This window comes from Pontibacter mucosus, assembly GCF_003054055.1.
GTDB classification, from domain to species: Bacteria; Bacteroidota; Bacteroidia; order Cytophagales; family Hymenobacteraceae; genus Pontibacter; species Pontibacter mucosus.
Map to the genome: position 1 here is coordinate 442,744 of NZ_QBKI01000002.1, position 13,164 is coordinate 455,907.

Annotated in this window: 10 protein-coding genes; 6 read left to right on the top strand and 4 right to left on the bottom strand. The window is 52.6% G+C overall.

All coding sequences use genetic code 11. The features are described from left to right. The first annotated feature begins 114 nt into the window (after positions 1–114). From C8N40_RS05465 to C8N40_RS05485, 5 genes are all read left to right on the top strand, one after another. A complete protein-coding gene (locus C8N40_RS05465) occupies positions 115–717 on the top strand; it encodes a short chain dehydrogenase (RefSeq protein WP_108210770.1) in 603 nt (200 codons plus the stop codon). Between the two features lie 69 nt (positions 718–786). Then, on the top strand, positions 787–2,562 hold the full coding sequence (locus C8N40_RS05470) for an aminopeptidase P family protein (protein ID WP_108210771.1): 1,776 nt from the start codon (positions 787–789) through the stop codon (positions 2,560–2,562). Positions 2,563–3,275: 713 nt separating this feature from the next. Beyond that, on the top strand, positions 3,276–3,713 hold the full coding sequence (locus tag C8N40_RS05475; protein WP_108210772.1) for a GNAT family N-acetyltransferase: 438 nt from the start codon (positions 3,276–3,278) through the stop codon (positions 3,711–3,713). 3 nt (positions 3,714–3,716) lie between these two features. Further along, on the top strand, positions 3,717–4,421 hold the full coding sequence (locus tag C8N40_RS05480; protein WP_108210773.1) for a 3'-5' exonuclease: 705 nt from the start codon (positions 3,717–3,719) through the stop codon (positions 4,419–4,421). Next, positions 4,418–6,325, top strand: coding sequence for a DUF294 nucleotidyltransferase-like domain-containing protein (locus tag C8N40_RS05485; RefSeq protein ID WP_108210774.1), 1,908 nt, complete (start codon positions 4,418–4,420; stop codon positions 6,323–6,325). Before C8N40_RS05480 ends, C8N40_RS05485 begins: the two co-directional genes overlap by 4 nt. A 40-nt stretch (positions 6,326–6,365) precedes the next feature. Here the strand turns inward: C8N40_RS05485 and C8N40_RS05490 are convergent, their stop codons facing one another. Beyond that, a complete protein-coding gene (locus C8N40_RS05490) occupies positions 6,366–8,417 on the bottom strand; it encodes a T9SS type A sorting domain-containing protein (RefSeq protein WP_170114024.1) in 2,052 nt (683 codons plus the stop codon). A 388-nt stretch (positions 8,418–8,805) separates the two neighbouring features. Here C8N40_RS05490 and C8N40_RS05495 point away from each other — a divergent pair, with 388 nt between their 5' ends. Beyond that, entirely contained in the window at positions 8,806–9,726 is a 921-nt protein-coding gene (locus C8N40_RS05495) for an AEC family transporter (protein WP_108210776.1), read from the top strand. A gap of 85 nt (positions 9,727–9,811) precedes the next feature. On the opposite strand, the gene C8N40_RS05500 is transcribed toward C8N40_RS05495, so the two are convergent. The 3 genes from C8N40_RS05500 to hemN form a co-directional block, all read right to left on the bottom strand. Then, positions 9,812–10,441 carry a hypothetical protein gene (locus tag C8N40_RS05500; protein WP_108210777.1) on the bottom strand — a complete coding sequence of 210 codons (630 nt, stop codon included), beginning with the start codon at positions 10,439–10,441 and terminating at the stop codon, positions 9,812–9,814. Between the two features lie 560 nt (positions 10,442–11,001). Beyond that, positions 11,002–11,529, bottom strand: a complete 528-nt coding sequence (locus C8N40_RS05505) for a CopD family protein (protein ID WP_108210778.1) — start codon at positions 11,527–11,529, stop codon at positions 11,002–11,004. A 189-nt stretch (positions 11,530–11,718) separates the two neighbouring features. Further along, positions 11,719–13,095, bottom strand: coding sequence for an oxygen-independent coproporphyrinogen III oxidase (gene hemN / locus C8N40_RS05510; protein ID WP_108210779.1), 1,377 nt, complete (start codon positions 13,093–13,095; stop codon positions 11,719–11,721). Positions 13,096–13,164: the final 69 nt, after the last annotated feature.

Genomic DNA, 13,164 nt, shown 5'->3' on the forward strand with positions numbered 1-13,164 from the left:
TTTGGTGCCTGCCAAATCCAACTACAAAACTTTCATACATCCCCCCGGTTATACTTCCTGTAAAAATCAAAGTATAACCGTATACTTTACACATTAACCTAAACCTGAAGAACTATGAAAATTTTACTCGTTGGTGGCACCGGCACCATTGGCAAACGCATTTACTGGCGGCTACAGGACGCGCACGAAATCGTAACGGCTGGTTCCAAGAGCGGCGACGTGCAGGTAGACATGACAGACCCGCATTCGATTGAGGAAATGTTCACGAAAACGGGCAAGCTGGATGCGATTGTGGTGGCAGCCGGCGGCGCGCCCATGGCGCCTGTGCAGGAGCTGACGCAGGAGCACTTTTACGAGGGCATCCGCAGCAAAATGATGGGGCAGATCAACCTGGCGCTCATCGGGCAGAAACACCTGAACCCAGGTGGAAGTATAACGCTCACCTCCGGCATTTTGTCCGAAGACCCGATAGCACTGGGCGCGGTGCTGAGTACGATAAACAGCGCTGTAAATGGTTTCGTAATTGGCGCGGCCGGCGAGCTGTTGCGGCAGGGCATCCGCATTAACGTCGTGAGTCCCGGTATCGTGGAAGATTCGGCGGAGGCGATTGGCAGCTACTTCCCCGGCCATAACCCTGTGCCGATGGAGCGGGTGGTAAACGGCTACTTGAAAAGTATACTGGGCATCTGCACCGGACAGGTCATCAAGGCGTATTAAATGCCGCTTCCCTGCGCATTTCTCCCCATCTTTCCTTAATTTGCCCTCAACCGAAAAACAACATTCCACATGACGCATAAAGAAAGATTAGCAGCCATACAGAGCCAGATGCGAGGGGAAGGCGTGAGCGCCTACATCATTCCGTCGGCCGATCCACATATAAGCGAGTACGTGCCGGACAGGTACAAGTGCATTGAGTTTGCCTCCGGTTTTACAGGCTCGGCCGGTACGCTGGTGATAACTCCCGACACCGCCCACCTCTGGACGGACGCCCGCTACTTTGTGCAGGCCAATGAGCAACTGGAAGGCACTGGCTTTGAGCTGGCGAAATTGCGCGTACAGCATGCTCCGGAGTATATCGATTGGCTGGCAGAGCGACTTCCGGCTGGTGCTACCGTGGCCTTCGATGCCAAGCTGATTTCGGTGGGGCTGGCACAGCAGCTGGAGGCGCAGCTTGCCCCGCTGGGCATCCACATCAACAGCGACCGCGACTACCTGGACCCAATCTGGCAAAACAGGCCGGACCTGCCTTCTGCCCCCGCTTTCCTGCTGGGCGAAGACGTGGTAGGGGAGTCACTGGAGAGCAAGCTGGAGCGCGTGCGTGCGGCCCTTAAAAAGTATAGAGCCGATTACCACCTCATCTCCTCGCTCGACGACATGGCCTGGCTGTTTAACATGCGCGGCTCTGACGTGAAGTGCAACCCGGTGGTGCTGAGCTTCGCCCTCATCAGCCAGGACAAAGCCATGCTGTTTATCGACACTGCTAAGTTCTCGGAGGAAGACCAGGCAAGACTTAGAAAGGCAGGCGTTGAGCTGGAAACGTATGACATGATCGAGCGTGCCGTTTCGGCCATCCCCGGCGACAGCATTCTGCTAGACCCGCGCCGCAACTGCTATGCCCTGTACAAAGAGCTGCCAAAAGAGGTGCGCGTAATTCAGGATACCAACCCGACCACTTTCTTTAAGGCGGTTAAAAACGAGGTGGAGATCGCCCATACGCGCCAGGCAATGGTCAAAGATGGCGTAGCCCTGACCCGCTTCTTTAAGTGGCTGGAGGAGAACATTGGCAAGACCCGCATCACTGAGATTTCTGTGGCAGAAAAAGTGCGCGAGTTCCGGGCCGCGCAGGATGGCTTTGTGGGCGAGAGCTTCGATACCATTGCCGGCTACCGCGCGCATGGTGCCCTGCCGCATTACAAAGCTACCCCGGAAAGTGATGCCGAGCTGCAGCCTGAGGGCTTGTTCCTGCTTGATTCCGGCGGGCAGTATACTTCCGGCACCACCGATATTACGCGCGTAGTATCGCTTGGCAACCTGACCGAGGAGGAAAGTATAGATTATACTTTGGTGCTGAAAGGGATGATAGAAGGTGCCACTGCGCGTTTCCCGAAAGGCACCAGAGGCTACCAAATCGACGCCATCACCCGCAAGCCGCTCTGGGACTATGCCCACAACTACGGCCACGGCACCGGCCACGGCGTAGGTTTCTTCCTGAACGTGCACGAAGGACCGCATGTGTTCAACCCAACCCCGACTGCGGTGGATATTGAACTGGGTATGATTACGTCGGTAGAGCCTGGCATTTACCGCCCGGGCAAGCATGGCGTACGCATCGAGAACCTGGTGCTGACCGTGCCGGACGAGGCGAATGATTTCGGCGAGTTCTATACTTTCGAGCACCTCACGCTGGCTCTGATTGATACCACACCGGTTAAAAAGGAGCTGTTGGAGGCGTACCAAGTTAATTGGCTGAACGAGTATCACCAGCAGGTAGTAGAAAAACTCGGCCCACACCTGACCGAGGACGAACTGGCCTGGCTGAAGGAGAAAGCGAAGCCGCTATAGGTTTGAGTACCTCCCTCTCCTAAAAACAGGGGAGGGAGCTACCTGCAGCCGATTAACATCCCCCTGCCCCCTTCGAAGGGGGACTTTGGCTGAGGCTCCGTCAGCCCTAGCTATCGAATGATTCCCAGCCTTTGGGTTGAGCGCCTTCTAGATTTCCGGTGCCGCAGGCAGCCCGAGGCACGAGGGCAGGAAATGTAGACAGCGCGATGCCCGAAGGCGAACCCTCTCGGGCTTGAGAGCACCAAAGTAGGAGATGCAACAGTAGCTCATGTAAGGCTGGAGGATGAACGGTGGCTAGTGTGGATAGCTTGGTTCAAGAGGAAGGAAGCAGTGCTGTGAAAGTATAACCGATAAGTATAAAAAGGCACAAGCGGACGCTTGCGCCAAGGAATCATGAAGTATAGCCAAAGTATAAGTATGGCTTTTCAAGCCAGTCAAGTTACAAACTTGACACCATAATAGGACACAAGTCTGAAGACTTGCGCCAGCGGTGGGCAAGTATAAAAGTATGCCTTACGCGGACTTGGAAGTCCGCAGCAGAGTGGTTCCGGACAAGGATGTCCGGAACAGCGGAAAGTATAAAGCATAGCAGCAAGTATAAAAGGCAAGCAAAGTATAAGTATGGCTTTTCAAGCCACTCGGATTACAAATCCTAGAAAATAGAAAGGCACGGGTTGCAAACCCGCGCCAGCGGAAGGTATTCCCACAACCACATGCAGATAAAAGAAATAACAGCCGAAGAAACCTGGCAACTCCGGCGGGACGTGATGTGGCCGGAAAAGGACATCAGCTATGTGCAGCTGCCGGAGGATGAGGATGGCCATCACTTTGGTTTATACTTGTCCGGCGAACTGGTCTCGGTGGTATCGCTGTTTGTGGCGGGGCAGCGGGCGCAGTTTCGTAAGTTTGCTACCTTGCCGCAGTACCAGGGCAAAGGCTATGGGTCCATGCTGTTGCAGCACCTTATCCGACAGGCGGCAACACAGGGCATCACGCAGCTCTGGTGCAACGCGCGCCAGGAAAAGGCTTCTTTTTACAGGCGCTTTGGCCTACAAGAAACAAATCACACGTTTATGAAAGACGGTAAAAGTTATGTGGTGATGGAAGGAAGCATCGCCATACCTGCCGAATCAGGAAGCGCAGACAAATAGCCTATGCGGGAATTTATACTTTTCATCGACACCGAAACCACCGGCATTCCGCTCGATTGGGAAGCGCCCTACTCTGACAATGAGAGCTGGCCCTACTCGGTGCAGATTGCTTGGTCGGTGTATAATAGGCAGGGGCAGGAGCTCAAGTCAGAGAACCATTACATTTACGAGCCGGAGCTGGTTATATCGGAGGCTTCGGAGCGCATACACGGCATCACGAAAGATTTTCTGCTGGAGCGAGGGGAACCGAGGAGGAATGTACTTCTGCTGTTGACGCAGGATTTGAAGCAATACAAGCCCTTGGTGGTGGGGCACTTCATGCAGCTGGATTACCACATGCTCGGGGTGGGGTTCCACAGGGCGGACCTCCCGAACCCGCTGCCCGGCCTGCCGAACTTCTGCACCATGAAGGCCTCGGCCAGTTTCCTGCTTCACCAGCAGCAAAACTTTCTGAGGCTGGGCGAGTTGTACGAGCGGTTGTTTCACAAACCCCTGGAGCGGCAGCACGACGCCATTGTAGATGCCAAAGCCACGGCAGCCTGTTTCTTTAAGCTGCTCGAGCAGGGCGACATCACCGAAGATACCATCCGGCAGCAACAGGCAGCACGACAGGAAATCGTGAAAGCCCCGGAGCCTCGCAAAAACAGTATACTTTTGCTGCTACTGGCCATCGTTATACTTGCTGTTTTACTCATTCTACTGATATGACAGACAAACTAGCGTTTCTGAAAACGGTAAAACCCTTTCACCTGCTGCCCGAAGAGGTGCTGCGGGGTGTGGCCGATTTGCTGCAGGAGGTGCGGTATACCAAAGACACGGCCCTCTACCATCAGGAGGTAACCAAGATGAAAGGGGTGGACCTGATAGCGGCCGGGGAGTATGAGAGCTTTTTCTACGACAGTGAGCAGAACAAGCGGGTAGTAGAGCACCACCATAGCGGCTACTGCTACGGCGGCATTTCGGTGCTGCTGAACCGCAAGCGTTCCCTGCGCTCGGTTATCGCCAAAAAAGGCACGTTGGTATACTTCCTGCCCCGCCGCGATTTCCGGCAGCTGTGTCAGGGCTACGAAAACTTCTTCCATCATTTTACGGCAGAGTTCGGCCGCCGCATGCTCAACGATGAGTTTGCCCACTTTGTAAAGAAACCGACAGCCTTTGAGGATAACTTCATCTCCTCCGACCAGCTCTACTCCCGCAAGATAGAGTCGCTGGTGTACCGCGAGCTGGTGGTTTGTTCCGCCGAAACCCCGGTGTATGAAGCCGCCCGCATGATGGCCGAAAAGAAGGTGAGCTGCCTGTTTGTGCAGGACGCGCAGGGACAGATTATCGGCTACCTCACCGACATCACCATCCGCGACAACGTGGTGGCCAAGCAGGTAAGCGTGCAGGAGCCGGTACACGGGGTGATGGATAACCCGATTGTACGTATAAACACGCAGGCGTTTGTGTATGAGGCCATCCTGTTGATGTTCCGTACCAAAACCCGCTACCTGCTGGTGGAGAATAACGGACAGTATGTTGGTTTCCTGAGCCGTAACAAACTGCTGAGCGAGCAAGCGCAGTCGCCGTTCGTGTTCATACAATCTGTGAAGCTGGCGCAGTCGGTGCAGGAACTCCGGCGCAAGTGGGAGAAGGTGCCGGAAATCGTATACCAGCTCCTGGACAGGGGCGTGAAACCGGAAATCGTGAACCAGGTGATCACGACTGTTTCGGACACGATTACCACCAAGGTGATAGAGGGGGTGATAGCCGAAATGGGCACTCCGCCTGCCAAGTTCGCGTTTATGGTGCTGGGCAGTGAGGGGCGCAAAGAGCAAACCCTGAACACCGACCAGGACAACGCCATCATTTACGAGGACAAGGCCAACGAGCAGCGCGAGCTGGTGCGGGAGTATTTCCTGCGCTTCGCCGAGCAGGTATCGGAGCGGCTGGATATGATTGGCTTTAGCTTTTGCAAGGGCGGGTTTATGGCCAAAAACCCAAAATGGACGCATTCGCTCTCGCACTGGAAGCGTAACTATAGCAGCTGGATGAAAGAGCCGGACCCGGAAACGGTGATGAAATTCTCCACCTTCTTCGACTGTCGTTATATTTATGGGGAAGCCGCTATTATAGATGAACTGCGGGAATACCTGGACCAGGAGCTGCAGGAGCCGCTGGGCAGGTTTCTTTACCACATGGCCAAAAACGCGCTGCAGTACGTGCCGCCGCTCACCTTTTTCAAAAACATCAAGACCTTTACCAAGGACGGGCAGGAGGTGTTCGACATCAAGAAAACCATGACTCCCATCGTGGATTTGGTACGGGTGTATGCGCTCAAGGAGCGGGTTTTCAAGACCAACACCGGAGAGCGGCTAGAGGCTTTACGGGCCATGGGGGAGTTCTCCGATACCGATTACCACGAGCTGATGCACTCCTACTACTACCTGATGAGCCTGCGCCTGAAAAAGCAGGCGGTACAGATTATCCACGATAAGGCTGAACCGGACAACTTTATTGACGTGCGCGGCCTGACCAAAATTGAGCAGGTGACCCTGAAGGAGATTTTCAAGACCATCGCCAACTTCCAGGCAAGTATAAAACTCAAGTTCACTAACTCACTGCTTGGTTAAAAAAACCGGCTATCCTGTAGCGGGATAGCCGGTTTCTGCATTATTTATTTACCACAAGCCGTATTGTTCGTGCCTCATCCGAAGTTATCAGCCGGAGGTAGTAAACTCCTTTTGGCAGGCGGGAGGCATCGAGTTGCTGCTGCATCTCCTGGCCAGCCTCACCCGCACCCCTGGCCAGTTGCTTCACAAACAAACCGTTGGCGTTGTACAGCTCAATCCTGAAAGCGCCCGCTTCCTGCAATGTCCATACTATCTCAGCTAAGGAATTTATCGGGTTGGGGAACACGATGAAGCCTGGCGCAGCGTAGTCCGGCTGTTTAGAGCCGCATGCCCCTAGTTGGTCTCCCGGATGATGTTTCAGGTGTGCGGCCACGGCACTAGGCGGAATACAGATAGCTCTGCCGCGATGGCAAAGGGTTACTTTGTTGTTGCCACAGCGTACGTCAATCACCTCTATCTCGACGGATGCAGTTGACGAACAGGTGCCGTTATAGGCTGTTACCGTGAATCGGTACGTACCGGGGGCATTTGGCGTGAAAACAGGGTTGGCGATGGAGGCATCGTTCAGTCCGGCTGCCGGGCTCCACGCATACCTTTCCGCACCGCTGGCCACCAGCTGCACGCGCTGCGGCCCATAGCCTAGGTAAATGGTCGTGGCAGGACCGCCTGTGTAGACATTGGAGGCAGGCACCACCGCGATGGATGAGGTAGGAGCCGTGCAGGGCGCTTCCGGGCTTAGTTTTACGATCCAGTAGTCGAGAGTGCCTCCGCGGCTAGGCTCGCTTTTATCTCCACTGATGCCAGAAGTAGAACTCCCGGCAAGGAGGTATCCTCCGGTAATAGTATCTTGAACTGTTGTGGTAAGCAATTCGCTGTTTTCTCCTCCAATGGTTTTATCCCACTGCTTATTGCCTATACTGTCAATTTTGACTACCCACATGTCAGCGCGACCCTTGCCGTCCTCACTTTTCTCTCCTGAGGCATCAGACTCCGATTCACCACCAAGCAGGTATCCTCCGTCGTTGGTTTGTATAATATCGGATAACTCATCTGAATCGTTGCCGCCATAGGTACGGTCCCATTCCTTGTTACCCAAACTATCAGTCTTTACGACCCAGTAGTCTCCAAATTCTCCACCCCGGTGTTCCTCGCTTTTATCGCCACCAATACCAGAGCCAGAGGTTCCACCAAGCATGAAGCCTCCATCCTGTGTTTGTATAAGGGCAGAAAGGTAATCGCCTAGTAAGCCTCCCAAAGTCTTATCCCACTCTTTGTTACCCAAGCTGTCTATCTTTACAATCCAGAAGTCATATCCCAACGCAAAATCAGTGTTGTTCCCTCTACGAGGGTCGCTTTTTTCGCCAGATACATCAGATTCAGAAGAACCTCCCAGAATGTAGCCCCCCTCGTTAGTATGTTGAAGCCCGTTTAGAAAGTCTGATTCATTCCCCCCGTAGGTTTTATCCCACAATTTATTGCCAACAGAGTCTATTCTTATAACCCAATAGTCATAGCGACCTCTTGTACCTTCGCTCTTTTCACCTGACATATTAGATTCAGATGAGCCACCCAGGATATACCCACCGTCACCCGTCTGTTGTAGGGAGGTGAATTGATCCGTATTATCCCCACCAAATGTTCTGTCCCATTGCTTATTGCCGCTAGCGTCCAGCTTCACTACCCAGTAGTCAAAGCCGCCTCTTGAGTCTTCGGATTTATCCCCACTTGCATCAGAGAGGCTATAACCACCTAAGATGTAGCCGCCATCTCGCGTCTGTTTTATGTCCTGTAACTCATCCCGGCCGCTTCCTCCTAAGATGCGGTCCCATTCCTTGTTGCCCAAAGAATCAATTTTTACAATCCAATAGTCTTCTTCTCCTTTCGAGGCATCGCTTTTTTCGCCACCTTCTCCGGATGAGGAGATGCCGCCTAGGATATAGCCTCCATCTGTTGTCTGTTCAGCATGGCGTAGTAAATCCCAGCCTTCCCCGCCATACGTCTTATCCCACTCTACCTCCTGTGCTTTGGAGGCGAAGGCAAGTAGCAGAGCCAAACCCACGAGCAGGTACTTAAGGAAATTGTTCGGGCTCATTAAGGCTGTTAAATATTGAAACTGTGTTCTCATAGTGTAGGTGTTTAAGGTTTAGCATAGGTTTCTCAGATTATCTTGTGTAAGCAACAATCCTCCTGCGAAGTACAGCTGGAGACGGAAGGGAAAATAGTACGAATGGCTCCTATAGGCGGGCATCAAATGGCTGACGGGTAGTTGGTTATAACAGGGTGAAAGTGGGGCTACTGTAGGAGCAACGACGACAGAATTTATATTATATACTTATTTTTATAAAATTTTGTCTCATGTAAATAGTGTATGCTGTTGTTTTCCTAGTAAAGTATGGCCTGTAGCTATTAAATCATTTTTGCTGCCGTACCTTTGCCAGCTGTTCCATACTTGACTGGAGCAGAGAATCTGATATTGAGGAATGAGCAGTTTTATACTTTTGTTTGGGTGTCTGGGGCTGGGCTTGTTGCTGCAGCGCGTCAAGGAGTTCCCGAGGAATTCGGCGCAGGTACTCAACCAGTTTATTATTTATATCTCGATGCCAGCGCTGGCGCTATACTTTATTCCGGAGGTAAAGCTGAACAGCAGCGTGCTTTTGCCAGTAGCTGTAGCCTGGATTTGCTTTGGTGCTTCTGCCTTGTTCTTCTGGAGCCTGGGCAAAACGTTTGGATGGTCGCGGAAACTGGTGGGCTGCCTGATTATTACGGCTGGTTTTGGTAATACCTCGTTTGTGGGCTTGCCGGTCATCGAAGCGCTTTTCGGGCCTGAAAGTGTAGAAACGGTTATCCTGATAGATCAGCCCGGCACATTCGTGGTGTTATCTACACTGGGCATTGCGCTGGCAGCCAGTTACTCCCGCGGCGCTGCCAATGGACGGGCCATTTTCCGGAAGATCCTGACCTTTCCACCGTTCCTGGCATTTCTGCTGGGCCTGGTGCTTAACCTGCTCAACCTCCACTTCTCTGCCGACATGACCGACGTTTTCCAGCGCCTGGGCAGCACGGTGTCACCTTTGGCGCTCGTATCGGTGGGGCTGCAACTACGGCCGGAGTGGCGCAGCAAGCACTGGGGCTTTCTGGCCCTTGGACTGGCCTTTCAGCTTCTACTTGCGCCGGCGCTTATACTGGGGCTATACTATGGCGTGTTCGGTCTTCGGGGGGAGTTGCTGCAGATTTGTGTGCTGGAGGCGGCCATGGCCCCGATGATTACGGCCAGTATCGTAGCAGCCTCTTATGGCCTTAAGCCTAGGCTCGCCAGTATGATGGTGGGTTTCGGCATTCCCATCTCCTTCATCACGCTCGCCTTCTGGTACTGGGTTTTGAATGTAGTTATTGGTGTTTAGTTATTCGTTATTAGATGTTTATAAAATATCCCACAACTATTAACTATTAACTATTAACTATTAACTATTAACTATTAACTATTAACTATTCCTCCTGGTACGTATCCAGCTTAATCTTTTCAATCAGGAGGTAGTTCTTAAACTGGTGTATCAGTTTGTCCATTTCCCGTTCTTTCTCCATCAGCGCTTCTACCTCCTCGTCGGACCCTTGCAGCACAGGGCGCAGGCGCGAAAGGCTGTCCTGAAGTTGGGGCAGCGCTGCCTCGGTATGTTGTCGCAGGCTTGGGTCCATCTCTGCGTCTAATGATGCTTCCAGCTCCTTGATATATAGCTCCAGAAACGCCAACATGTCCCAGGGGTTGTTGGGGCGGTTCCAGGTGAAGGTCGTGTTGCAGCGGCGGCAGCGGTAAGAGTTGCACTTCCAGCCGTGCTCGTTGGTGGCGACGCCCTGTCGCTTCAGCATGTCGGCTTTGTGGCACTTTGGGCACTGGGCATTATCCTCGATGATTTTCTCCAGCTGGGCACGCTTCTCCAGGATTGCCGTGCGGTTATCGGCGTGTTGCAGCAGTTGCCGCTCCAGGTTCTCGCAGGCTTCAGTTAGCTTTTGCTGATCCTCGCTTAGCTCCCCGTCTATGGTCATTTGTTCCGCACGCTTGCTAAAGTAGCGGGTCAGCTTTATTAACTCTCTCTCGTTTGCCTTCAATGCCTTGTTCATACTTTCAAAGATAAAACTATTAAGTAAAAAAAGTTAGAGAGTTTGGGAGTTTAAGAGTTGGGAAGTTAGAAGGTTAAAAAGTTAGAAAGTGGGTAGTGCTTTGCTTCTTTATACTTTCTGCTGCAAGTTTAGTGTAGCGTAAATGTGGCTATGTACGGCCGCAGTTTTCAACTGCTTTGCTTTGGAAAAGCAAGGGCTGCAAAAGCTAAGGCTATACTTTATACTTTCGTAAAACAGCGTTTACAGCTTGTCGCTAAGGTCTGCCGAAGTATAAATTGTTAATGATAACACCAACAATGCCGGAAAAGACTACCAAGTCGCTAGCCATACTTTGGCTATGGTAAAGTACAGTATAAAGTATCTGCTAACCCATACTTTTCTGCTCACGCAGAAAGCAAGTTACAAACTTGCCTCAAGCACAGCCACAAGTTACGTTGCCGCTAAACTTGCGGCAGAAAGCGGCAAAGTATAAAATGAGAGTTAATTTCCTAACTCCTCAACTTTCTAACCTTCTAACTTCCCAACTCTCTAACTCCTAAACTCCTAAACTCCTAAACTCTCTAACTCTCCCTGGTTTTCTTGTAAATGCGGATGGCCAGCATCAGGATGGCTGAGAAAAGGATGAGGCCGATGATGCCCCAGAGCATGCTGAGCGAGCTTTTGAGCACGACCAGAAACACGATGCTGATGAGGAAGAGCGTGGCTACCTCGTTCCAGATGCGGAGTTGGGTGGAGGTATACTTGATGAGGCCCTGCTGCTGCTGTTTGAATATGCGGTGACAGAGGAAGTGGTACACGTAAAGCCCTACCACAAAACCGATTTTCCAGACAAGCCAACCCGGCACGGAGCCATACAAGTACAGCATCGTGCCGCCAAAAATGAGCGTCAGGATGGCGGAGGGCCAGGTGATGCCGTACCACAGGCGCTTCTGCATGATACCAAACTGCTTTTGAAGTATGGATTTCTCCGGCTCCGGTTTTTCGGCGGCCTCGGCATAGTAGATGAACAGGCGCACGATATAGAACAGCCCGGCAAACCAGGTGACCACAAAAATGATGTGCAGCGCCTTTACGTAGAAATAACTCATGTCAGCAGATGGTGTTTCTGCAAAGGTAAACCCTTTTGTGGAGTTTGGGAGTTGTAGAGGCGCAATACCTTGCGTCTTTGGAGTTAGAAAGTTAGAAGGTTAGAAAGTTGAGGAAGTATAAAAGACAAAGAGACGCGTGTTACAGCGTCTCTTTGTCCTCAAAACCAATTCAATCACTAAACCTATTCGTTATACCGATTTGCTGAACACCGGGGTGGTGGGTTTGGCACTCCACAGCCTGGCATCGAAGCACATGGCGATGTTGCGCAGGAACGGCCTTCCGGCTTCCAGTACGTGGATATCGTGGTTAGAATACTCCAGCAGGCCATCCTCCTCCAGCGGTTGCAGTCGGATGAGGGCATCCACAAAGTATGGTAGCTCCTCCTCGGTCCAGGATGTATACAGGCGGCACATGAGGTTGAGGATATGCTTGCGGATAATCAGGTCTTCCTCGGTTAGTTCGTGGCCTTTCAGCAAGGGTAGCACTCCAGATGCCACAGCCGCCTCGTAGGGCTCTACTTCTTTGATATTCTGCATAAAAGCGGTGCCGGTGTCGGAGATGCTGGAGCAGCCCAGGCCAATTAGCAACTCGGTGTGGCGCGGGGTATAACCCATAAAGTTGCGGTGCAGCTCGCCGCTTTGTGCGGCAAGGTATAGCTCGTCCACTGGCAGGGCAAAGTGGTCCAGGCCAATTTCCACATAGCCGGCTTCTTCCAGCATCGTGCGGCCCAACTCATATAGGCCACGTTTCTCGGCTGGCTCTGGCAGGTCTTTTTCAGAATAGCGGCGCTGTGCTTTACTCTTCCAAGGCACGTGGGCATAGCTGTAGAAGGCAATCCGCTCGGGACGAAGCTCCTTTACGCGCTCAATGGTATAGCGCACGCAGTCGGCATCCTGGAAAGGCAGGCCGTAAATAATATCAGCGTTGATGGAAGTATAACCAATAGCACGGGCCACGTCGAAGGTCTCTTTGGTGCGCTCAAAAGTCTGGATACGGTTGATGGCCAGCTGCACGCGCGGGTCAAAATCCTGCACGCCCACACTCAGCCTCCTGAAACCCAAATCATAGAGTACCTGCAGCTGCTCGGCATTGGTAGCGTTCGGGTGGACCTCGATGCTGAAGGCTGCGTCTGGCGTCACTTCGGTATGCTCCAGCAGCGTTTCCAGCAGCGTTTTCAGGTTTTGGGCACCGAAGAACGTAGGGGTGCCGCCGCCCAGGTGCAATTCCGTGATGCGCGGCTTCTCCTCAAACTCAGCCAGGTACAGCGCCCACTCCTCCAATATGGCGCGCAGGTAAGGCTCCTCCACGGCGTGGTTTTTGGTGATGCGCTTGTTGCAGCCGCAGTAGGTGCAAAGACTCTCGCAGAAGGGCAGGTGCAGGTACAGGCTAATTCCCTCCGTGCTGTTGGTCTTGCGGAAGGCCTGCTTTACGTGCTGCATCCACTGCGCCTGTGTCAGCGGCTTCTCGTCCCAGTACGGCACAGTAGGGTAGCTGGTATAGCGTGGCGATGGCACATCATACTTGGCGAGCAGTTCGGCAGGGGTGGTTTTCAGTAGGTCTTGCATCTTTTCTCCTTCTACTTAATTCGCTACAAAGGTCCGGAGTATCAGCCTCCAGCGAAATGACATTCGTCA